This is a genomic window from Nitratireductor sp. ZSWI3 (assembly GCF_024655565.1).
Lineage (GTDB): Bacteria > Pseudomonadota > Alphaproteobacteria > Rhizobiales > Rhizobiaceae > Nitratireductor.
In genome coordinates this window covers 32,709-53,708 of record NZ_JANKOF010000025.1, presented here as the reverse complement: position 1 = coordinate 53,708, position 21,000 = coordinate 32,709, and the positions used below count along the sequence as shown (strand labels likewise).

The window sequence follows — 21,000 nt, the reverse complement described above, 5'->3', positions numbered from 1 at the left end:
ACAAAGGACGCTTTGTCCTATTGTTTTTCCGCATTTATGCGGACGTTCGGTGAGTCCACCTGACTGCAAATGCTATCGTATCAAATCCGTCCCATCAGCATCAGGATCAGGGCGATCACCAGGATCAGGCCCAGAATGCCCGAGGGACCGTAGCCCCAGCCGCGCGAATAGGGCCAGGCCGGTATCGCCCCGATCAGGATCAGGATGAGGATGATGATCAGAAGTGTCCCGAGCGTCATGATGGTGTCCTCGCTAAAGCGGTACAATTTCAGTCAAGCCGGAACGCAGGCGCTTGCCGGCCCCTCATGGTGAGCCTAGTGGTGCGATCCCAACAGATGGTTCCCATCTGTTGGGAAAATCGCCCCACCAGATCAACAGCTTGTGGGCTGACTTATCGAAACAGATGGGTACCATCTGTTTCGGTCAGACCACTAGAACCACGAGGGTGGAATGCCGGCGCCGCCGCCGGTCGGACCACCCGACCTGCTTGATTCCGTTCAAGCTCGATCTGATGAGATCAACGCTCGGGCGTTGATGGGGTTCCCTTCGGGCTCGCCGGGGCGCCCGGCAATCCCGGCGCATCGCATGGAAAAAGCCCGGCGTTCCATCGGAACGCCGGGCTTTCAACTTCCACGTCATGGGCTGCCGCGCGTCTCCGCCCGACCGCGAAAGGCCCTATTCCGCCGCCGCCTTCGGATAGGCGCCGGCCGGAGCGTCCGCATTGTCCGCCACCGGCTCCTCGTCGCCCTTCCGCCGGCGGCGGAACAGGCGGTCGAGGAGGTTGCGCCGCTTCTGGTCGGCCGGCAGCGTCTCGCGGGTGAACACCATCAGCGCCGATGGCGTGACGATCAGCGTCAGGACGGTCGCGAAGGACAGGCCATAGACGATGGCGCCCGACAGCGAGATCCACCACTGCGTCGACGGTGCGCCGATCGTCACCTCGTGGTGGAACAGTTCGAGACCGAGCCCGAAGGCGATCGGCAGCACGCCGAGCACGGCCGAGATGGCCGTCAGCATGACCGGACGGGCGCGCTCGCGGCAGGTCTGGAGGATCGCCTCCTGCTTCTTCCAGCCCTCGTGCCGCAATCGATCATAGGTGTCGATCAGCACGATGTTGTTGTTCACCACCACGCCGGCCAGGGCGATGACGCCGATGCCCGACATGACGATGCCGAAGGCCTGGCCGGTGATCAGCAGCCCCAGGAACACGCCGATGGTCGCCATCACCACGGTCATCAGCACCAGGAACACGCTGGTGAACTTGTTGAACTGGGCGAGCAGCACGATGAAGATCAGGAAGATCGCCGCACCGAATGCCTTCGACAGGAAGGCGCTCGCCTCCTCGCTTTCCTCGTTGGAGCCGGCCAGCTTCCAGCGCGTCGCGCCGAGGTCCATGTCGTTCAGCGCCTGGGTCACGTTCGCCTGCACCGCCGCCACCTGGAAATCGCTGGCGATGTTGGCGCTGACGACGATCGTGCGCTGACCGTCGATGCGGTTCAGGATGCCGGTCGAGCGTTCGGGATCGCGGGTGACGAAATTGGAGATCGGCACCGGCCCCTTGGCCGTCTGCACGCGCAACTGGTCGAGAGCCGACAAGGTGCGCCGGTCTTCCGGCAGGCGCAGGCGTATGTCCACCGCGTCGTCGACGCCAGCGGGGCGGTATTCCGACAATTTGAGGCCGTTGGTGACAAGCTGCACCACGGTACCCACCGAGACCGGGCTGATGCCGTATTGCGCGGCCTTGGCGCGATCGACATTGATCGCCCAGTCGATGCCGGGCGGCGGCAGGCCGTCCGACACGTCGATGACGCCCGCAATGCCGGTGATCGTCCTTGCGACCTCGGCCGCCTGCTCGTTCAGGCCCTTCGGATCGGCCGCCGAAAGGCGGATCTGGATCGGCTGGCCGGTGGGCGGTCCGGCATCGGGAACGCGCACCTCGATCTCCACGCCGGGCGTGCCGGCGAGCTCGGCACGCAGGTCGTTCAGGATCTTGCTGGCCGGTTCGCGTTCGCGCCAGTCGATGAACTCGTACTGGATGACGCCGATGACGTCTTCGTCGATGTCCTGGCCGCCGCCGCGGGTCTTGCCGATGCGGGTGTAGACCGATTCGATGCCCGGCCAGTTGAGCAGCTTCTCCTCGGCGGGCTTCACCAGGCGGTCCATCTCGTCGAGCGACAGGTTGCCGCGCGCGTGGACATACATCAGCCCGTATTCGGGCTCGACATTGGGGAAGAACTCGACACCCGCGCCGTACTGCGAATAGGTGTACATGACGCCGCCGAGCAGGCCCACGGTCAGCAGAAGCACGGTCTTGGGGAAGCGCACTGCCTGCTTGACGAGGCCCATGTACCAGCCGTCCGGCTTCGGCTCCTCCTCCACATGCGCCTTGGCGAAGATCGCTCCCAGCGTCGGGGTGAAGATCAGCGCGTAGATCATCGACGCCGAAAGCGTCACGATCAGCGTGATCGGCAGGTATTTCATGAACTCGCCGACGATGCCGGGCCAGAACAGCAGCGGCGAGAAGGCGGCGACACGGGTCATCGTCGCGGCGATCACCGGGCCGGCCATGCGCTTGGCCGCCAGTTCAAAGGCCTGCGCCTTGTCCATGCCTTCCGACATGCGCCGTTCGGCAAACTCGGTGACAATGATCGCGTCGTCGACCAGCATGCCGACGGCCAGGATGAGGCTGAACAGCACCACCATGTTGACCGTGAAGCCGCCCAGCGAGAGGGCATAGATGCCCATCAGGAAGGAAGCGGGCACGGCCAGGCCGATCAGCAGCGAGGCGCGGCCGGACAAGGTGTAGAGGACGACGATGAAAACCAGGATGACGGCGATCAGCACGTGGTTCTGCAGGTCGCTCAGCATGTCGCGGATCATCACCGACTTGTCCTGGCTGTAGGACACGGTGATCTTGCCGCCGGTGCTCTCCTGGAAGGTCTGGGCGGCGGCCTTGACCATATCCACCGTCTCCACCAGGTTCGCGCCGACGCGCTTCTTCACCTCGATGGCGATCGCCTTCTTGCCGTTCAGGCGGGTCACCGTCTCGGCGTCCTTGAAGGTCGAGCGGATGGCCGCGAGATCGCGGGCGCGGACCACGGCATTGGGGCTCGAGACAATCGGCAGATTGGCGACGTCGTCGACGGTCTCGATCAGCGACGGCACCTTGACCGCATAGCGGCCGGCCTGTCCTTCCAGAGAGCCGGCGGCGACCAGGCTGTTTGAAGCGCCGACGGCGTTGATGAGCTGGTCGAGCTGAAGGCCGTAGGAGGAGAGCTTCATCGGGTCGATGAGCACCTCGACGAGTTCGTCGCGCGAGCCCTGCAGCGTGCCTTCGAGCACGCCGGGGATCTCCTCGATGCGGTCGCGCAATTCGCGCGCGGCGGTCGACAGCACGCGCTCCGGCAGGTTGCCGGCGAGCGTCACGACGAGGATCGGGAATTCCGAGATGTTGACCTCGTGGACCGTCGGCTCCTCGGCGCCCTGCGGCAGGTCGCGCCTGGCATCGGCCACCTTGGCGCGCACGTCCTCGATGGCGTTGGAGAAATCGTAGCCCGCCTGGAACTCCACCAGCACGAAGCCGCCGCCCTGATAGGCCGAGGAGCGCATTTCCTTGACGCCCTCGAGACTCTTCAGGCGCGTCTCGACGGGCCTCAGCAAGAGCCGCTCGGAATCTTCCGGTGAGATGCCCTGATAGGTCAGGCTCACATAGATGATCGGGATCGGAACGTCGGGCTCGGCTTCCTTCGGGATGCTGACATAGGCCAGCGCTCCGGCGATCACGAAGAACAGCAGGATGGATAAGGTGAGCCTGGCGTTTTGAATTGCGATGCGGACGATATCCATCACGGATTCCTATCGGGTGTCGCTGCTGGCGCAGGGCGTGGCCGGATCGGACCCGCAACGGTTCCCCTCCGAAAACGCATGAAACGGACTGTCGGACGGTCCCGCCGCCTTCGGCGGCACGGGACACGGTCCAGGCTAGTTCAGTTCGGGGGCGAGCATGCCCGCCAGTTCCTGGATCAGCTTTTCATCGGCCGGCTGGGCCTTCACCAATTCGCCCTCGGTGACGAGGTCCTGACCCGAGACGATGACGCGGGCCTCGGCCGGAATGCCGGCGAGGTAAAGGGCGCGGGGTGTGTCGTCGACGAGGTCGATCGGATAGAACACGACCTTGTTCTCCGGGTCGACGGCCCGCACGCCCAATTCGCCGTCCTGGTTCAGCGTGACGACGGAGCGTGGCAGCGCCACCGCCTCCACCGGCTCGGCATGGATGTCGAGCTCGGCGGTCATGCCGGCGGGAATGGCCCCTTCGGCGTTGGGGATCGCCACCTCGACGCGGAACGTGCGCGTCTGCTCGGAGGCCTCGCGGCTGACGAAGCGGACCTTGCCTCTCACCGTGCTGCCGTTGACGAGCCGCACGTCGGCCTCGTCGCCGATGTCGACCGATCCCAGGTCGTGCTCGCTCACTTCGCCGACGGCGATCATCGGATCGAGCTTCAGGAGCGTCGCCACCTCGGCGCCCTGCATGATCGAGGAGCCCAGCTCGACATCCACCTTGTCGATCACGCCGTCGAAGGGCGCGCGCACGGTGATGCGGGCCAGCTCCGCCTCGGCCGCTTCGAGCTGCGATCGGGCGGTGGCCAGAGCCGAGCGGGCGCTGTCGAGCTGCAGGCGCGCGAGGTTGCCGCTCTTGGCAAGGCGGTTGGCCGCCTCGGACTCGGCTTCGCGCTGCGCCAGAACCTGGCGCGCCGTCTCGACGGCGGCTTCCTTGCCTTCCGTCTCCAGGCGCAGGATCAGCTCACCGCTCTTGACGTGCTGGCCCTTGCTGACCGGCAGTTCGGTGATGATGCCGCCCGAGCGCGAGGCGAGTGCCGTGCGCTTGTCGGCCGACGTCTGTCCGGAAACGCGGATGGTGCGGGAATGGTCGACGCGCGGCGGCTTGGCGACCGTGACGACCTGCGCATCGGCAGGGGCGTTTTCAGGCCGCTGGGCAACGGTCTGCGCCTCCTCGCTGGCGCTGCCGACCGAGGCGAATTCGCCGGTGGCGATCCAGGCGGCCGTGGCGACAAGAACGGCTACAGCGATGATCTTGTGGAACCTAATCTTCGGCATGTCGTTTTCCAGTGCGGTGGAGGCGGCCTGTCGATCAAGGACCGGCGCGATATGGGGTCGCTACGCCCGGATTTCAATTCACAGTGGTGTTTCTTTGCTGCAAAACACGCCCATATATCCCAAGCGTTCGCTGCAAAAAAGTTAAGTGGCCTACACTCCTGACATCAACGAACGTTGGTGTATGAGTGACCCACTCACGCAAAAATGCACGCCACGAAAAACATGCCCGGCGCGCACGGCAAGGACATATTGACAAAATACGTTTTTTTGTCAACTCTCGAATAAAGGCGAACTCTTCCGATGATGAATTTGGCAGCGGACACCAAAGGGGATCCGAGACGGGCGCGCATCCTGGACGGCGCCATGAAGGTCTTTCTCGCCTATGGGTTCGCCCGTACCACCATGGACGATATCGCCCGTGCGGCGGAGGTCTCGCGGCCGACGCTCTATCTGCAGTTCCGCAACAAGGCGGATATCTTCCGCGCCATCGGCGCAAGCATCCTCGAGCGGTCGCTGGCCGAGGCCCGCGCCGGGCTGACGATTGAGGGAAGCTTCGGCGAGCGGATGATGACCGCGCTCGACCGGGCATTGTTTTCGCTGATGGAGATGGTCGACAAGTCGGCGCATGGCGAGGAGATTCTCGGTCTCGAGAACAAGATCGCCGCCGACATCATCGCCGAGTGGCGCGAGGGGCTGACCGAGGCGGTGGAGGCCGCCGTTGAGGAGGAGGCGGTGCGCAACGGGGCCGATCTCGGCCAATACGGCCTCACGCCGCGCTCGCTGGCCGAGCTTCTGCTCGACGGCCTGGAGGGAATGCGTTTGCGCGGGCTGTGCGGCCGGCCGGCCATCGACGGAGCACGACGGCTGATCACCGTGATGGAGATCGTGCTCGTCGCCGCCACACCGAAGAAGGACTGAAGCGGGTTCCGCTGCGCTACTGCGCCGTCCAGCCGCCATCCACGGGCAGCGCCGTGCCGGTGATCTGCGCCGCGTGGTCCGTACACAGGAAGACGACGAGGCCGCCGATCTCCTCCACGGTGACGAACTCGCGTGTCGGCTGCCGTTCCAGCATCACCTCGCGCACCACGGTCTCGCGGTCCATGCGGTGCACCTTCATCTGATCGGGGATCTGCGCCTCCACCAATGGTGTCAGCACATAGCCCGGGCAGATGGCGTTGCAGGTGATCTTTTCCTCGGCGAGCTCCAGGGCGACGGTCTTGGTCAGGCCGACGATGCCGTGCTTTGCCGCCACATAGGCGGATTTGAACGGCGAGGCGCGCAGGCCGTGCGCCGAGGCGATGTTGACGATGCGGCCCTTGCCGGCGCGCTTCATGTGCGGGACCGCCGCGGCGATGGTGTGGAACGAGGCGGAAAGATTGATAGCCAGGATCGCGTTCCACTTGTCGACCGGGAACTCCTCCACCGGTGCGACGTGCTGGATGCCGGCGTTGTTGACCAGGATGTCGACGCTGCCGAACGCCTCCGCCGTCGCTTCCACCAGCCCGCGGCAGGCCGCCGGATCCGACATGTCGGCGCCGAGATAGCGGGCTTCGATGCCATGGCGGGCGCCGAGCTCGTCGGCCATCGCATGGTCCTCGTCCCGGTCGGTGAAGGAGTTCAGGACGACGTTGCAGCCGCTCGCGGCGAGCGCCTCGGCGATCCCCAGGCCGATGCCCGAGGTGGAGCCGGTGACGATGGCCGTCCTGCGGGCGGATTTCGATGCTGCATTCATGAGGCCCCCCGATCTGATCCGACAGTATATTGCATCGCAGCAAAGCGGCGTCCGCAGGGGGTGTCAAGCGCTCTTGCGTGGCGCAATACGCACGCAGGCCGAACTCGGCGCCAAGCACCCCCATTCCGTCTTGCTTCGCAAGCCACCTCTCCCCCTGCCCCGGGGAGAGGAAGGGTGCAAAGCAGTCCGCCTGGCGCTCCCTCTCCCCCGTCGAGCGGGGGAGAGGTGGCCGCGAAGCGGTCGGAGTGGGGGTCGACGCGATGCCCGTCAACTTCGGTTCCTCGCCCTGAATCGGCACAGGCGGCATTGACATTCGCTCGTTGCTCGGCCACCTCATGCCCGACACGGCTGAAATCGGGACCGTTCCCCCATGACCGGAACATTCACGGCCAGCAAGACAATGACCGGCTATTTCTCATCGCCCTTCCCGCGCCGCGAGGCGGTCGGGGTTGCCGTGGGCAATGTGATCGTCGGTGGCGATGCGCCGGTTGTCGTGCAGTCGATGACCAATACGGACACCGCCGACGTCGACCGCACGGTGGCGCAGGTGGCCGCCCTTCACCGCGCCGGCTCGGAGCTGGTGCGCATCACCGTCGACCGCGACGAGGCGGCTGCGGCGGTGCCGAAGATCCGCGAGCGGCTGGAGCGCGTCGGCATCTTCGTGCCGCTGATCGGCGATTTCCACTATATCGGCCACAAGCTGCTTGCCGATCATCCGGCCTGTGCAGAGGCGCTGGCGAAATACCGCATCAACCCGGGCAATGTCGGCTTCAAGGACAAGAAGGACAAGCAGTTCGCGGCGATCATCGAGACGGCGATCAAGCATGACAAGCCCGTCCGCATCGGCGTCAACTGGGGGTCGCTCGACCAGGAGCTCCTGACCAGCCTGATGGACAAGAACCAGGCCAAGGGCTCGGCGATGACCGCCGAAGAGGTGACGCGCGAGGCGATCGTCCAGTCGGCGCTCATCTCGGCCGAGCTTGCCGAAGAGATCGGGCTTGGCCGCGACCGCATTATCCTGTCGGCCAAGGTCAGCCAGGTGCAGGATCTGATCGCCGTCTACACCGAGCTAGCCCGGCGCTCCAACCACGCGCTCCATCTCGGCCTCACCGAGGCCGGCATGGGCACCAAGGGCATCGTCGCTTCCTCGGCGGCGATGGGCGTTCTTCTGCAGCAGGGCATCGGCGACACGATCCGCATCTCGCTGACGCCGGAGCCGGGCGGCGACCGCACCCGCGAGGTGCAGGTGGCGCAGGAGTTGCTGCAGACGATGGGCTTCCGTCAGTTCCTGCCGGTGGTGGCGGCATGTCCCGGCTGCGGACGCACCACCTCGACGGTGTTTCAGGAACTGGCGCAGAAGATCGAGGCGGACCTGCGCAAGAACATGCCCGTCTGGCGTCGCAAATATCCCGGGGTCGAGGCGCTCAAGGTCGCCGTCATGGGCTGCATCGTCAACGGACCGGGTGAATCCAAGCACGCCGACATCGGCATCTCGCTCCCCGGCACGGGCGAGACGCCGGCCGCGCCCGTCTTCATCGACGGCCGCAAGGCGGCCACGCTGCGCGGCCCGGACATCGCCGAGGATTTCGAAAAGATGGTCGGCGACTACATCGAAAAGCGTTTCGGCGGCCGGCAGGCGGTCGAATAGCCGACGGGTAGATCAAACGGATCACAGCGTCCCCTGCGGGTCCGACGGGTCGCGCGGCGCCGGAGCGCTGCCAGCCTCGCCGGCGAGTTTTTCCTGGACGATCAGGTTCAGTTCCCTCAGCAGATCCGCCAGCGCCGCGCGGCGCTCGGGCGGCATGGCGGCGATCACCGCGGCCTCGTTCGCCATGTCGGCACGGAACGCCGCCTCGGCGCGCTCCCGCCCCGCCGTCGTCAGCCCGACGATCATGCTGCGGCCGTCACTCGGCGAAGGCAGCCGTTCGATGAGCCCGGCCTTTTCCAGCCGCCCCAGGCGGTGCGTCAGCCCGCCGGAGGAGATCATCAGCGATCTGTAGAGCTCGGTGGGCGTCAGGCGATAGGGAGGGCCGGAGCGGCGCAGCGTCGAGATGACGTCGAACTCGCCGCGGTCGAGCCCGAAACCGGCAAAGGTCGCCTCGATGCCGGGGCGCACCAGATTCGACAGCCGATAGGCGCGGCCGAGGATCGCCATGGGCTCGGTATCGAGTTCGGGCAGTTCGCTCGCCCATTGCGCGCGCAAACGGTCGACATGGTCTTGTGTATCGGCGGTGCCGGGCATGTCCATCTTCCTTTTTTCCTTAGTCTTTGCGGCCGGTGGTCCGTTTGCTGTTTCCGCGGCGGCGGGTGCGTCGCCCGATATATCTTGACGAGAAGACAAATTGCAAGTATCTTAACGTCAAGATAGATTGCATGCCGCCTTCCGGGGCGTGCCTGAAAGGGAGAGACACCATGTATCAGCTCATCAGCCGCTCCGAGCAGCAGGTCAGCCCGCGCGGAACGACCACCTTCGAAGGCGCGCCTTTTGGCGGGCAGGTGTCGTTCTTCCTGATGGACAGCCCTCCCGGTCATGGGCCGGACCTGCACCGGCATCCCTATTCAGAGACCTGGGTCGTGCGGTCGGGCGAGGCCGAATTCACGGTCGGCGGTGAAACGACAAGGGCCGGTGCAGGAGACATCCTGGTGGTCGGCCCCAACATCCCGCACCGCTTCGTCAATGTCGGGCAAGGCAGTCTCGACATGATCTGCATCCACGCCAGCGATCACATCATCCAGGAAAATCTCTGATCCGCCCGACCGTCGGATGCGGGTCAGGCCGAAGCGGCCAGAGCCTTCTCGCCGATCCAGCGGTGGATCATGTCGGCCAGCTTCTGCGGCGAGATGGGCTTGGACAGATAATCGTCCATGCCGGCGCCGAGGCACTTCTCGCGGTCGCCCTTGAGAGCGTGGGCGGTGATGCCGACGATCGGCGTGTGATGGCTGCTTGCGGCTTCGGCCTGGCGGATCGCGGCGGTGGCCTCGTAGCCGTTCATCTCCGGCATGGAGATGTCCATCAGCACGATCTTTGGCTGGAACGCCCGGTGCATCTCGACGGCGGTCTTGCCGTTGGCGGCGATCCTGTAGCGCAGGCCGAGGCTGTCGAGCACCTGGCTGAAGACCAGCTGGTTCACCTCGTTGTCCTCGGCGACAAGCACGTCCAGCCCGCCGCGCGGGCCGCGCGTGCTGGCAAGGCCGCGCTCCATCGGGGTCGATATGCGCAGCGGGGCCGGACGCGGGGGAGGCGGCTGCAGTGCGGCTTCGCTGCCGGCATCGCCGGCCCGCGCCGCCTGCATCACCGAGACGATGGTCTCCAGAAGGGCCGAGGAGCGGGTCGGCTTGTTGAGCTGCGCGGCGATGCCGCACTCGGCAGCCAGCTTTCCGACATCCGCCTGGTCGACCGAGGTCAGAAGGACGAGCGGGATGCCGGCGGTCGCTGGATCCGCCTTGATGCGGCGGGCGACGTCGGCGCCGTTCATGTCGGGCATCTGATAGTCGAGGATCACGCAGTCCACCCGCGCGTCGATCTCGGCGGAACGCTTCAGGAAGGCCAGGCCGATCGCGCCACTCTCGGCGGCGGCGCAATCGAAGCGCCAGCTCTTCAGTTGCTCGAGCAGGATATCGCGGTTGATCGGGTTGTCGTCGATGACGAAGACGCGCGCGCCGCTGACGTCGACCGGCGCCGTTTTCGGCGCCGCGTTGGCCTCGTCCACGGTCAGCGGGATCGTGAAGGAGAAGGTGGAGCCCTTGCCGAGCACGCTCGTCGCGTGCAGCGAGCCGTCCATCATCTCCACGAGGCGCGAGGCGATGGCGAGGCCGAGGCCGGTGCCCTCGTGGCGGCGCGTCGAGGAGGCATCCACCTGGGCGAATTTCTCGAACACGGCGCCGAGCTTGTCCTGTGGAATGCCGATGCCGGTGTCCTCGATCCGCACGGTGACTTCGGCCCTGTCGCCGCTCACCGTGCCCGACACGTCGATCAGCACATGCCCGCGCTCGGTGAACTTGACGGCATTGCCGACGAGATTCGTGGCGATCTGCCGAAAGCGGCCGACATCGCCGATGAAGGACAGCGGCAGTTCGGGATCGACCCGCACGATCAGCTCGAGATCCTTCTCCGCGACGCGCGAGGAGACGAGGGCCGCGACGTCCTCTATCGCCTCGCCCAGCCGGAAGGGCGCCTTGTCCAGCTTGAGCTGGCCGGCGTCGATCTTGGAGAAGTCGAGGATGTCGTTGATGATGGTGAGCAGCGCCGTTCCGGATTTGACGATCACGTCGACGAACATCGATTGCCGCTGGTCGAGATCGGTGCGCGCCAGAAGCTCGGCCATGCCCATCACGCCGTTCATCGGAGTGCGGATCTCGTGGCTCATATTGGCCAGGAACTCGGACTTGGTGCGATCCGCCGACTGTGCCTTGATCTTCTCGGCGGCGAGCGAGACGTTGGCGTCGTGCAGGTCCTGATGCGCCTTCGAGACGCGGTTCATCATCGGAACGAAGACGCGCAGGCCGAACAGGAGGCTGGCCAGGGTGATCGCCAGCGAGACGGAGAGGAGCCCCCACTGCAGCGTCCCGTAGCTGCCGATCATCTCGCGGTCGAGGGAATCCGAGATCCGCTTGAGCACGGGCCGCACGTCGCGGTCGGCCAGGATCTGCAGGTCCGCGAAGACACGGCGGGCGGCCGCGCTGCGGTAATCGTTGAAGAGGTCGAGACGGTTCGCCAGTGAGACGACGTCGCGGATCCGCGAGCGAAGCGGGGTGCCGGTCTCCGCGCCCACCCAGATGCGGCGGACGGAAGCCGGAACGCTCCGCTCGGCGATGCCGGCGATCAGCGGATCGCTCGCCTCACCGCTCGCGTCGCTGTCGCGCCAGCCCGTCTGCTGCTGCGTGATGCGCTGGCTTTCCAGCGTCGTTACGTCGCCATGGGTCGCCAGCTCCAGCGCATGATAAGCGCCCTGCAGCCGCGTCAATGCCGCCTTGAGCTCGGCGTGGCCGGAGGCGGGTTTCCCGGCCACCGGCTGGAGGCTTGCCTGCTCGAGGCGCAGCGCGTTGTGGATCACGTCGTTGGTCGCGTCGGCCATCGACCCGACCAGCGCGCCGAAGCGCACGTGGTTCTTCGTGTCTTCGATCTGCCAAAGCAAAAGACCGACGCCGACAACCATCGCCGCGGCGAAACCCGCGATGACCGCGATCAGCCGCCCACGCATATATTGCTGCGTTACCACAGTAGACATGTCTGTCCCAAAGCCGTTCCCCGTCCGATCAAGAATTGAAGATCATGATTAACGGCCGATTAACGCTAATCATCTGACGAGAAAAACTTCGCCGGCTCGGGAACGGGGGGCGGTTTGGGGGGGGCGATGCGCTAGCTTTGCCGCTCGGCGACGAAACGGGCGGCCTGGCGGAGGCCTTCGGCGCCTTCGCCATAGGGTTCCAGAATATCCTCGGCCTGGGCGACCAGTCCGCGCAATTGCCGGCGTGTCCAGTCGATGCCGTGCAGGCCGGCAAGCGTCGCCTTGCCGGCGGCCGCGTCCTTGCCGGTCGCCTTGCCCATCGCCTCGCTGCTGGCCGTCAGGTCCAGCAGATCGTCGGCGAGCTGGAAGGCGAGGCCGATCGCCGCGCCGAATTCGCCCAGCCTCTCGCGGTCGGCCTCCGCGGCGCCACCAATGATGGCGCCGGCCTCGCAGGCGTAGCGGATCAAGGCCCCGGTCTTCATCGCCTGCAGCCGCAGGATGTCGTCCTCCGCGAGGCTCTGGCCCTCGGCCTGCAGGTCGAGGGCCTGGCCGCCGGCCATGCCGCCGATGCCGGCCGCGCGCGCCAGTCGTGTCATCAGCGCGAGGCGGGCTTCGGCGGGAAGCGCCGTTTGCGCGTCGCCGATGATGTCGAAGGCGTAGGTCAGCAGGCCGTCCCCGGCGAGGATCGCCGTCGCCTCGTCGAAGGCGCGGTGGACGGTCGGCTGGCCGCGACGCAGATCGTCGTCATCCATTGCCGGCAGGTCGTCATGCACCAGCGAGTAGCAATGCACGCATTCGAGCGCCGCCGCGACGCGCAGGGCGGCCTCACCGGAAGCATCGAAGAGCGCGGCGCTCTCAAGCACGAGGAAGGGTCGCAGCCGCTTGCCGCCGTTGAGCACGCCGTGCCGCATCGCCTCTAGGAGCCTCACCGGACGTGCGATCTCGCCTTCCAGGGGGCGCGTGTCGAGCAGGCGGCGCAGTTCCGCCTCCACCATCTCGGCGCCGACGGCGAGCTTCACTTCAAAAGGGGGCGTCATCGTCTCTTCCATGCGCGGAGCGATGAAGGCAAAGAGCGCCCGGGTCAAGTCCCGTTCGCTCCGCCATTGCGCCGTTTGCCACCGGAGGTTATGCGAAGAAGAGTTTCAAGGCGTAGATGACACCAGTGGTGCGATCCTGACAGATGGTCCTCATCCGTTTGGGTCGGCCACCAAGGAGATGGTTTGAGCGGGCCGACGGTCGAACCCGAGAAGAGGATGATGGCAAGGGGCGGAAGCCAGCGCGGTCGCGGTGCATCGGGGCGGGGATGGTGGCAGCGCCTCCTGCGTCGGGCGGTGCTGGCGCTCGTACTGATTGCGCTCCTGCCGTTCGCGCTGACGCTTCTTTACCGGGTGCCGGTGGTGCATCCGGTCTCGACGCTGATGCTCAAGGACCTCGCGACCCTGACGGGTTATGACCGGCGCTGGACGTCGCTCGATGCCATGGGACCCTTGATCCAGCATTCGGTGATGATGTCGGAAGACGGTCAGTTCTGCAGCCACTCGGGCATCGACTGGGGGGCGCTCAACACGGTGATCAACGACGCCTTGTCGGGCGAGGCGGCGCGGGGCGCCTCGACCATACCGATGCAGACGGCGAAGAACCTGTTTCTCTGGCAGGGGCGCTCTTTCCTGCGCAAGGCGCTGGAGCTGCCGCTGGCGCTTTATCTCGACCTGCTGCTGCCGAAGCACCGGATCATGGAGATCTATCTCAACATCGCCGAATGGGGGCCGAACATCTATGGCGCGGAGGCGGCGGCGATGCATTATTTCGGCCGCCGCGCGAAGGACCTGACGCGCCGGCAGGCGGCGCTGCTGGCGGTGGCTCTGCCCAATCCGCTGGCGCGCAATCCGGCGCGGCCGTCCGGCGGGCTGAACCGGCTGGCGGCCAACATCGAGCGGCGGGCGCTGAGGGCCGGCGGCTATGTCGGGTGTCTGAAGCCGTAGGCGGGCGAAGGCGCAAAAAAACGCCGCGCCCCACTGGCCAAAAGCCGCTTTGCCGTGTATAGGCACGCCGACTTCCAATTCCCGGCCGAAATGCTGGGCCCTGGACCCAGGGGCCGCAACGGCCTTTGACCGATTAGCGGAGCAGGACAATGGCTGTACCAAAAAGGAAAACCTCGCCGTCGAAGCGCGGCATGCGTCGTTCGGCTGACGCGATCAAGGCCCCGACCTATGTCGAGGACAAGAATTCGGGCGAGCTGCGCCGTCCGCACCATGTCGACCTGAAGACCGGCATGTATCGCGGCCGTCAGGTTCTGGAGCCGAAGGACGCATAAGCGCCCGGCATTCCGTGACTAAAAAAGACCGGCCTCGAGCCGGTCTTTTTGCATGCGGACGCTCTTGCAACGTTGCGATGCTGCGCACCCTTTCGGGCACGCGCAGCAGGCACGGGCCTCAACTGCCCATGGAATCGATCTTGCGCTGCATCGCGGCGATCTGATCGCGTAATTCCCGCAGGTCGTCCGAGCGCTCGCCCTCGCTAGCGGTTTCGCCTTCGCCACCGGCCGCCGGTTTGCCGGAGGGGGGAACCGGCGAGAACATGCGCATTGCGTTCTGGAACATCTCGATGTTGCGGCGCGTCTGTTCCTCCACCATCTTCATCGGCGCCGACATGCCCATCATGTCCATCGAAGAGGAGCCGAAGGCCTTGTTCATCTGCTCGCGCAGGCGCTCCTGTTCCTTGGAGAAGGCGATCATCGACTGCTCCAGGAAGCTCGGCACGACCATCTGCATCTGATCGCCGTAGAAGGAGATGAGCTGGCGCAGGAACGAGATCGGCAGCATGTTCTGCCCGTTGCGGTCGTTCTCCAGTTCAAAAATGATCTGTGTCAGCACGGAATGCGTGATGTCCTCGCCGCTCTTGGCGTCCTGGACGACGAAGTCTTCGTCCCGCTTGACCATCTCGGCCAGGTCTTCCAGCGTCACATAGGTACTGGTGCCCGTGTTGTAGAGGCGGCGGTTGGCGTATTTCTTGATGACGATCGGGTCGTCCTTGGCTGGCATTACTGACCTCCCCGTAGCACGGTTTCTGCAGCATCCCGCCGGTCGACCTTTCCCAGTCTGGGCGAAAATGCCTGGATTCAAGGACCTAAAGCGCCGCTGCGCATCGAACCGAACGCATCGTGCCTTAGCTGCGGGAGCTTCTCATGCGCGCCCCACGCATCTGCCGGGCATCAGGATATGCGCAAAATCCGATGGAATGAAAGCGCTTTGTGCACCAGCGAAGCGCAGCCGCAGAGGTTCCGCCGGTCCGTTCTTTTCGCGCCGCACACATCCGTTTGACTTGTTCCGCGGAAGCCGCGACAAATGTGAGCAAGGCCAGCCCGTCACAAGGGCTGCACAAACGCACGTGTATGAACGTCTCAAGGGAGCTCTCCATGTCCTCTGCCGAAGCCATCGTCATCGCCAGCGCCGCCCGCACGCCGGTCGGCTCGTTCAATGGGGCGTTCGCCGCTGTCCCGGCGCATGAGCTGGGTGCCACCGCCATCCGCGAGGTCCTGTCGCGGGCCGGGGTGGCCGCCGAGGAGGTGAACGAGGTGATCCTCGGCCAGGTGCTGACCGCCGGCCAGGGGCAGAACCCCGCCCGCCAGGCGTCCATCGCCGCCGGCCTGCCGAAGGAGACGACGGCCTGGGTGCTGAACCAGGTCTGCGGTTCGGGCCTGCGCACCATCGCCATCGGCATGCAGCAGATCGCCACGGGGGATGCCGACATCATCGTCGCCGGCGGCCAGGAATCGATGTCCCTGTCGCCGCACTGCGCGCATCTGCGCGGCGGCGTGAAGATGGGCGACTATGCGATGATCGATACGATGATCCGCGACGGGCTGTGGGATGCCTTCAACGGCTATCACATGGGCATCACGGCGGAGAACGTGGCGCGCCAGTTCCAGATCACCCGCGAGCAGCAGGACGCGTTCGCCCTCGCCTCGCAACACAAGGCGGAAGCCGCCCAGAAGGCCGGCCGCTTCAAGGACGAGATCGTTCCGGTCACCGTCAAGACCCGCAAGGGCGAGACCGTGGTTGCGGAGGACGAATACATCCGCCACGGCGCCACGCTGGAGAGCATGCAGAAGCTGCGCCCGGCCTTCGACAAGGAGGGCACCGTGACGGCCGCCAATGCCTCGGGGCTCAATGACGGGGCCGCCGCCGTGGTTCTGATGAGCGAGAGCGAAGCCAGGCGGCGCGGCCTGGCGCCGCTCGCCCGCATCGCATCCTGGGCGACGGCCGGCGTCGACCCGACGATCATGGGCACCGGCCCGATCCCGGCATCGCGCAAGGCGCTGGAAAAAGCCGGCTGGAGGGCCGAGGACCTCGACCTCGTCGAGGCGAACGAGGCCTTTGCCGCCCAGGCCTGCGCGGTCAACAAGGACATGGGCTGGAACCCGGACGTGGTCAATGTCAACGGCGGTGCGATCGCGATCGGGCATCCGATCGGGGCGTCGGGCGCGCGCATCTTCAACACGCTGGTCTTCGAGATGCGCCGTCGCGGCGCGAAGAAGGGGCTCGCGACCCTGTGCATCGGCGGCGGCATGGGCGTCGCCATGTGCGTCGAAGCGCTGTAGGCATTTTCAATGCGGTGCGCTGCTAGTGGTGCGATCCTGTCAGATGGTGCCTATCTGTCAGGAAAAATCGTCCCACCAGGTCAATAACTTGTGGGCTGACTTGTCCAGACAGATGGGTACAATCTGTTTGGGTCAGGCCACAAGCTGCGCGCCGGCCGGAATTCGCCCAGTCACCAATTAGGGCGGAGCGGCGGGGGAACGAACATCAAAGGGAGGCGATCTTCATGAGAACGGCACTTGTCACGGGCGGTACGCGCGGCATCGGCGCGGCGATTGCGGTCGCGTTGAAGGATGCGGGTTATCGCGTTGCGGTAAACTATGCGGGCAACGAGGAGGCGGCTGCACGCTTCATCGATGACACCGGCATAGCGGCCTACAGATGGTCTATCGCCGACTACGACCAGTGTGCCGAGGGTGTGGCGAGCGTCGAGAGCGCACTCGGCCCCATCGACATCCTCGTCAACAATGCCGGCATCACCCGCGATGTCATGTTCCACAAGATGACGCCCGAGGATTGGCGCGCGGTGGTCGACGTCAACCTCAACGGCGTCTTCAACATGACCCATCGGGTCTTCGCCAACATGCGGGAACGCAAGTTCGGCCGCATCATCAGCATTTCGTCCATCAACGGCCAGAAGGGCCAGATGGGGCAGGCGAATTATTCGGCCGCCAAGGCCGGCGAGATCGGTTTCACCAAGGCACTGGCGCAGGAGGGCGCGCGCTTCGGCATTACCGTCAACGCCATCTGCCCCGGCTATATCGCGACCGACATGGTGATGGCGGTTCCCGAGGCCGTGCGCGAGAAGATCATCGCGCAGATTCCGGTCGGCCGTCTCGGCGAGGCGTCCGAGATCGCGCGTTCCGTGCTGTTCCTGGCTTCCGACGATGCCGGCTTCGTCACGGGCTCGACGCTGACCGTCAATGGCGGTCAGTATTTCGTCTAGGTGTTTAGGCCAAGACCGGAATCCAAGGATCTGCCCTGGTCGCGCAAATCCGCTAAGAGGCCGTTTGCAGACTGGCAGCTTGCGGGTGCATGGCTGCTGTTAGGATCCGACCAATGGAAATGCCTCAGATTTGGTCTGCAATCGCTGCCTTGTCGATTATCGACCAGACCCTTGCGATCCTCCCATTGGCAAACTCATAGAACACATTCTCGTCGAACTGGATCCGCTTACCGTTGACGGGCAGGCCAAATAAGATGCCGGTCGGAGTGCAGTCGAAATGCAGGCGGCTGGCGACACACGGCGGGTCGGAAAGCAAAAGCTCAATGTTGAAGTGAAGATCAGGGATGGCCCGAAAATCGCCTTCCAGCATCTCCCGATAACCCACCAGTCCCACCCACCTATCGTTGTAGTGAACCTTATCGTCAACGAACTGTCCGAGATTCATCCAGTCTTGGCGGTTCAGGCAGTCGATATAGTTCCGATAGAGATCAGACAGTTGTCCGTGGGGCATTGGCATTATCTCTGAAGATTGGTTGTTTCCCCGCTGCCGCAAATAGAATGGTGCGGCGCGGAAATACTAAGGTCAAGCATTCTTTCGTGATGCCATTCTGGACTGCCACAAACCCATTTTACGATTCTGACAAAGGGGGCCGGGAGAGGATTGGTGGCTAACAGGTAGAATTGATGCGGCTAGCATCGAACATCTGCGGCGATGTTAAAAAAAACCTCTGGACCAGCCCGCAAGGGCGCTGGGAGGTCCATGCGATAGCAGTCTCTGCCAGGTCAAGGGGGGGCAAAATGAGTGGTCATTTCGCATCTTCGGGTCAGGCGATCAGGGCGCCGCCGTCGATGTCGATGACCGCGCCGGTGACGGAAGGGGTTTCGATGGCGAAGAGGTAGCCGGCGGCAACATCCTGCGGTTGCGCCACACGGCCGGCGGGCAGCCGTCCGGCGGCGCCGGTCAGCATGGCGATGCGCTTGTCTTCAGGCATTGCAGCATAGGCCTCTGTATCGGTCAGCCCTGGGCTGACGACGTTCACCCGCAGGGGGGCAAGCTCGTTGGCGAGCAGCTTGGCCGTTGCCTCGATTGCCGCATTCATCGCGGTCTTGGTGAAACTGCCGGGCGTCGCGCGGCGGGCAAGGAAGCCGCTGGTCAGGGTGATGGTGCCGCCGGGGCGGATCAGTGCCGCCCCGGCCTGGGCGGCACGGGCCGACCCCCAGAACTTCACATCGAAAGCGGCGCGGGCGGCATTAAGGTCGAGCGCTCCAAACCCTCCGCCGGGGGCTTGCGATCCGGCAGTGACGACAAGGTGGTCGAAAGGGCCTTGCGCATCGAACCAACCCGGCAGCGACGCACCATTCGCCAGGTCCAACCCGGTGGCGCGGCTGGCGCGGACGACTTCGGCACCGCGCATTTCAAGTGCATCGGCCAGCGCCGCCCCGATGCCGGAAGTTCCGCCGATGACGATGGCTCTGGAGTCAGAAAGGGGCGTCATGTGCTTGTCCTTCATTGCGGAAGACGGCTTCGATCGACTGGCCGTAGGGGGCCGCAGGAATAGGCGCCGCTCGTCCATTTCTTCGAAAAAGGCCAGGGTCCGAGGAAGGTTGCGTGTGCGCAGGGTGGCAAGGTCGAGTTGCATGGGCGTGTTTTCTCCGTGATCGGAAAATTACGCCTTGCGCCTTGGCGGGAGAATTGAGCACAATCCGAAATTATAATTCGGAAATGGCGAAGAATGCTGCTTGATAATCTCACGCTGTTTCTGCGCATCGTCGAAAAGGGCGGGCTGGCCGCCGGCGGGCGGGAGCTGGGCCTTGCACCGGCTACGGTGTCCGAGCGCCTTGCGACGCTGGAGGCCCACTATGGTGCGCGGCTGCTGAACCGGACAACCCGCTCGATAAGCCTGACCGAAGAAGGGCGCGAGCTTGTTGCCGGGGCGAACAGGCTGCTGGCGGAAGCCGAGGAACTGGAGAGCCGGATAAGGCTCGGCGTCGAACGGATCGCCGGCCCCATCCGCCTGAGCGCTCCATCGGACCTTGGACGAAATCGCTTGTCGCCAATCATCGATCGGTTCTTGCAAGATAATCCTGAAGTGACCGTCGATCTGCATCTGGCGGATGGCTATGTCGACATCGCCGCCATGGGGTTCGATCTGGCCATCAGGTATGGCAATCTGGCGGACAGCAGTTTGATTGCCCGAAAGCTGGCGGACAGCTCAAGGATCGTCTGCGCCGCGCCGAGATATCTGAAGCGGTGCGGCATCCCACGCCACCCGACCGATCTGGTGCAGCACAATTGCATCCTGATGCGCTTTGGCCCCGATGCGGACCGAAACTGGCCGTTCGTCGTGGACCAGCAGCCGCAAACAGTCATGGTGCGCGGGGATCGTATGGCCAATGACGGCGATCTCGTGCGCCGCTGGGCCGTGGCGGGGCACGGGGTCGTGCGCAAATCCGAATGCGATATCTCTGAGGATCTGGCCGTGGGCCGATTGGTGTCACTTTTGACCGAGTATCAGGTGGCAGCCTTGCCGTTGCAGGCTGTCTGGCCTGCAACGCGCGCGCAACCCCGCCGCGTGCAGGCCTTGCTGGAGGCCATGGTGGGCCTGCTTCACTGATCGGGGACAAGGTAACCAAGGATCAAACAGGTAGGCTAAATCCATATGCGATTGCCCTGCCATGAGGGAGTAGAGGGTTGCAAATCCTTGTGCAATGTCCCGGAGCAAGGCTTCCTGCCGCGTGGAGCCTTCATGGTGAGCTTGTCGAACCATGCGCGGCGTCGATGCGATCCGGCGTTGTGTATCAATTTGAGCCACAACGGTTAATGCCGTGTGCATCCGGCGGCCGGCCGGCTGTGGACAAGCTGTGGCCAATCTGTTGATGCCCGGTGGAAGACACAACATCTTGTGGAGAACAGACCGGGAATACGCGGCGCGCTCTGATTCGTCGCCGATTCGTTCCGCATTTGATCGGAGTGTTAACGCCAGGACGGGGCGGCGCGGAATTTCCTTCACACACGGTATAGATTCCTTAATGAATTCTTACCGTTACAGAATGCGAGATCCGGCGGTGCCGGTCATTGGACGAAAAGGTTAACGATCCGGGCGATTTCCGGCGGGAAGGGGCGCAGGGCGATTCAGCATATCGGTCCCAGGAAGGTTCGAGGCACTGCATCTTGTGGTGAACAAAACAGGAATCGGGCGGAGTCAGTGATTCGTCGCTGATTCGTTCCAGACTCGTTCCAGACGTTAACGGCGATGATTGTGCCGCGGTCGCCAAGCCGGGCGCGAAGGGTGAGAAACTGGCATCTTGGAATAACCATGCAAAGCGTGGTAACCGAAGGCTCGCCTTTTGTTGCTGAGGAAGAGTGGCTTCCCGGGCTCT

At 64.6% G+C, this 21,000-nt stretch carries 18 protein-coding genes; 8 read left to right on the top strand and 10 right to left on the bottom strand.

Translation table 11 applies throughout. The features are described 5' to 3' along the window. Positions 1-80: 80 nt before the first annotated feature. The 3 genes from NUU27_RS10475 to NUU27_RS10465 all read right to left on the bottom strand — a co-directional run bounded on the left by NUU27_RS10475 (position 81) and on the right by NUU27_RS10465 (position 5,115). Positions 81-239, bottom strand: coding sequence for a DUF3309 domain-containing protein (locus NUU27_RS10475; protein WP_257762044.1), 159 nt, complete (start codon positions 237-239; stop codon positions 81-83). Positions 240-675: 436 nt separating this feature from the next. Then, positions 676-3,846 carry an efflux RND transporter permease subunit gene (locus NUU27_RS10470; protein WP_257762043.1) on the bottom strand — a complete coding sequence of 1,057 codons (3,171 nt, stop codon included), beginning with the start codon at positions 3,844-3,846 and terminating at the stop codon, positions 676-678. A 135-nt stretch (positions 3,847-3,981) separates the two neighbouring features. Beyond that, the gene (locus NUU27_RS10465) at positions 3,982-5,115 is read right to left on the bottom strand and encodes an efflux RND transporter periplasmic adaptor subunit (RefSeq protein ID WP_257762042.1); all 1,134 of its coding nucleotides are present in this window, start codon (positions 5,113-5,115) and stop codon (positions 3,982-3,984) included. A 300-nt stretch (positions 5,116-5,415) separates the two neighbouring features. On the opposite strand from NUU27_RS10465, the gene NUU27_RS10460 reads away from it, so the two are divergent. Beyond that, positions 5,416-6,033: a TetR/AcrR family transcriptional regulator gene (locus tag NUU27_RS10460; RefSeq protein WP_257762041.1), complete on the top strand. Its 618-nt coding sequence runs from the start codon at positions 5,416-5,418 to the stop codon at positions 6,031-6,033. Positions 6,034-6,049: 16 nt separating this feature from the next. Here the strand turns inward: NUU27_RS10460 and NUU27_RS10455 are convergent, their stop codons facing one another. Continuing rightward, positions 6,050-6,847 (bottom strand): 3-hydroxybutyrate dehydrogenase, encoded by a 798-nt coding sequence (locus tag NUU27_RS10455; protein WP_257762040.1) that lies wholly within the window; start codon positions 6,845-6,847, stop codon positions 6,050-6,052. Between the two features lie 400 nt (positions 6,848-7,247). Between NUU27_RS10455 and ispG the strand changes: the two genes are divergently transcribed. Next, positions 7,248-8,495, top strand: a complete 1,248-nt coding sequence (gene ispG, locus NUU27_RS10450; protein WP_257762046.1) for a flavodoxin-dependent (E)-4-hydroxy-3-methylbut-2-enyl-diphosphate synthase — start codon at positions 7,248-7,250, stop codon at positions 8,493-8,495. 21 nt (positions 8,496-8,516) lie between these two features. Here ispG and NUU27_RS10445 read toward each other — a convergent pair whose 3' ends face one another. Then, complete coding sequence (locus NUU27_RS10445) at positions 8,517-9,089, bottom strand: MarR family winged helix-turn-helix transcriptional regulator (protein ID WP_374566375.1); 573 nt, start codon at positions 9,087-9,089, stop codon at positions 8,517-8,519. 170 nt (positions 9,090-9,259) lie between these two features. On the opposite strand from NUU27_RS10445, the gene NUU27_RS10440 reads away from it, so the two are divergent. Further along, positions 9,260-9,595 (top strand): cupin domain-containing protein, encoded by a 336-nt coding sequence (locus NUU27_RS10440; RefSeq protein ID WP_257762038.1) that lies wholly within the window; start codon positions 9,260-9,262, stop codon positions 9,593-9,595. Between the two features lie 23 nt (positions 9,596-9,618). Here the strand turns inward: NUU27_RS10440 and NUU27_RS10435 are convergent, their stop codons facing one another. Both NUU27_RS10435 and NUU27_RS10430 read right to left on the bottom strand, forming a co-directional pair. Continuing rightward, positions 9,619-12,075, bottom strand: a complete 2,457-nt coding sequence (locus NUU27_RS10435; RefSeq protein ID WP_257762037.1) for a response regulator — start codon at positions 12,073-12,075, stop codon at positions 9,619-9,621. A gap of 131 nt (positions 12,076-12,206) precedes the next feature. Then, the gene (locus NUU27_RS10430) at positions 12,207-13,112 is read right to left on the bottom strand and encodes a polyprenyl synthetase family protein (RefSeq protein WP_257762036.1); all 906 of its coding nucleotides are present in this window, start codon (positions 13,110-13,112) and stop codon (positions 12,207-12,209) included. Positions 13,113-13,331: 219 nt separating this feature from the next. On the opposite strand from NUU27_RS10430, the gene mtgA reads away from it, so the two are divergent. Then, entirely contained in the window at positions 13,332-14,057 is a 726-nt protein-coding gene (gene mtgA, locus NUU27_RS10425) for a monofunctional biosynthetic peptidoglycan transglycosylase (protein WP_257762045.1), read from the top strand. Between the two features lie 149 nt (positions 14,058-14,206). Then, the gene (gene rpmF / locus NUU27_RS10420) at positions 14,207-14,389 is read left to right on the top strand and encodes a 50S ribosomal protein L32 (protein ID WP_008596866.1); all 183 of its coding nucleotides are present in this window, start codon (positions 14,207-14,209) and stop codon (positions 14,387-14,389) included. 118 nt (positions 14,390-14,507) lie between these two features. Here rpmF and phaR read toward each other — a convergent pair whose 3' ends face one another. Continuing rightward, complete coding sequence (phaR, locus tag NUU27_RS10415) at positions 14,508-15,116, bottom strand: polyhydroxyalkanoate synthesis repressor PhaR (RefSeq protein ID WP_257762035.1); 609 nt, start codon at positions 15,114-15,116, stop codon at positions 14,508-14,510. A 374-nt stretch (positions 15,117-15,490) separates the two neighbouring features. Between phaR and NUU27_RS10410 the strand changes: the two genes are divergently transcribed. Continuing rightward, entirely contained in the window at positions 15,491-16,675 is a 1,185-nt protein-coding gene (locus NUU27_RS10410; protein WP_257762034.1) for an acetyl-CoA C-acetyltransferase, read from the top strand. Between the two features lie 224 nt (positions 16,676-16,899). After that, positions 16,900-17,619, top strand: a complete 720-nt coding sequence (gene phbB, locus NUU27_RS10405; protein WP_257762033.1) for an acetoacetyl-CoA reductase — start codon at positions 16,900-16,902, stop codon at positions 17,617-17,619. A 124-nt stretch (positions 17,620-17,743) separates the two neighbouring features. On the opposite strand, the gene NUU27_RS10400 is transcribed toward phbB, so the two are convergent. Next, positions 17,744-18,130, bottom strand: coding sequence for an ester cyclase (locus tag NUU27_RS10400; RefSeq protein ID WP_257762032.1), 387 nt, complete (start codon positions 18,128-18,130; stop codon positions 17,744-17,746). A gap of 313 nt (positions 18,131-18,443) precedes the next feature. Next, positions 18,444-19,115, bottom strand: a complete 672-nt coding sequence (locus tag NUU27_RS10395) for an SDR family oxidoreductase (protein ID WP_257762031.1) — start codon at positions 19,113-19,115, stop codon at positions 18,444-18,446. Between the two features lie 237 nt (positions 19,116-19,352). Between NUU27_RS10395 and NUU27_RS10390 the strand changes: the two genes are divergently transcribed. Continuing rightward, positions 19,353-20,234, top strand: coding sequence for a LysR family transcriptional regulator (locus NUU27_RS10390; RefSeq protein ID WP_257762030.1), 882 nt, complete (start codon positions 19,353-19,355; stop codon positions 20,232-20,234). Positions 20,235-21,000 lie beyond the last annotated feature (766 nt).

Excerpts from the sequence above, each read along its gene's own strand:
- NUU27_RS10475 (WP_257762044.1), bottom strand. The coding sequence starts at position 239 with ATGACGCTCGGGACACTTCTGATCATCATCCTCATCCTGATCCTGATC.
- NUU27_RS10470 (WP_257762043.1), bottom strand. The coding sequence starts at position 3,846 with ATGGATATCGTCCGCATCGCAATTCAAAACGCCAGGCTCACCTTATCC.
- NUU27_RS10465 (WP_257762042.1), bottom strand. The coding sequence starts at position 5,115 with ATGCCGAAGATTAGGTTCCACAAGATCATCGCTGTAGCCGTTCTTGTC.
- NUU27_RS10460 (WP_257762041.1), top strand. The coding sequence starts at position 5,416 with ATGATGAATTTGGCAGCGGACACCAAAGGGGATCCGAGACGGGCGCGC.
- NUU27_RS10455 (WP_257762040.1), bottom strand. The coding sequence starts at position 6,847 with ATGAATGCAGCATCGAAATCCGCCCGCAGGACGGCCATCGTCACCGGC.
- ispG (WP_257762046.1), top strand. The coding sequence starts at position 7,248 with ATGACCGGCTATTTCTCATCGCCCTTCCCGCGCCGCGAGGCGGTCGGG.
- NUU27_RS10445 (WP_374566375.1), bottom strand. The coding sequence starts at position 9,089 with ATGCCCGGCACCGCCGATACACAAGACCATGTCGACCGTTTGCGCGCG.
- NUU27_RS10440 (WP_257762038.1), top strand. The coding sequence starts at position 9,260 with ATGTATCAGCTCATCAGCCGCTCCGAGCAGCAGGTCAGCCCGCGCGGA.
- NUU27_RS10435 (WP_257762037.1), bottom strand. The coding sequence starts at position 12,075 with ATGTCTACTGTGGTAACGCAGCAATATATGCGTGGGCGGCTGATCGCG.
- NUU27_RS10430 (WP_257762036.1), bottom strand. The coding sequence starts at position 13,112 with ATGACGCCCCCTTTTGAAGTGAAGCTCGCCGTCGGCGCCGAGATGGTG.
- mtgA (WP_257762045.1), top strand. The coding sequence starts at position 13,332 with ATGGCAAGGGGCGGAAGCCAGCGCGGTCGCGGTGCATCGGGGCGGGGA.
- rpmF (WP_008596866.1), top strand. The coding sequence starts at position 14,207 with ATGGCTGTACCAAAAAGGAAAACCTCGCCGTCGAAGCGCGGCATGCGT.
- phaR (WP_257762035.1), bottom strand. The coding sequence starts at position 15,116 with ATGCCAGCCAAGGACGACCCGATCGTCATCAAGAAATACGCCAACCGC.
- NUU27_RS10410 (WP_257762034.1), top strand. The coding sequence starts at position 15,491 with ATGTCCTCTGCCGAAGCCATCGTCATCGCCAGCGCCGCCCGCACGCCG.
- phbB (WP_257762033.1), top strand. The coding sequence starts at position 16,900 with ATGAGAACGGCACTTGTCACGGGCGGTACGCGCGGCATCGGCGCGGCG.
- NUU27_RS10400 (WP_257762032.1), bottom strand. The coding sequence starts at position 18,130 with ATGCCCCACGGACAACTGTCTGATCTCTATCGGAACTATATCGACTGC.
- NUU27_RS10395 (WP_257762031.1), bottom strand. The coding sequence starts at position 19,115 with ATGACGCCCCTTTCTGACTCCAGAGCCATCGTCATCGGCGGAACTTCC.
- NUU27_RS10390 (WP_257762030.1), top strand. The coding sequence starts at position 19,353 with ATGCTGCTTGATAATCTCACGCTGTTTCTGCGCATCGTCGAAAAGGGC.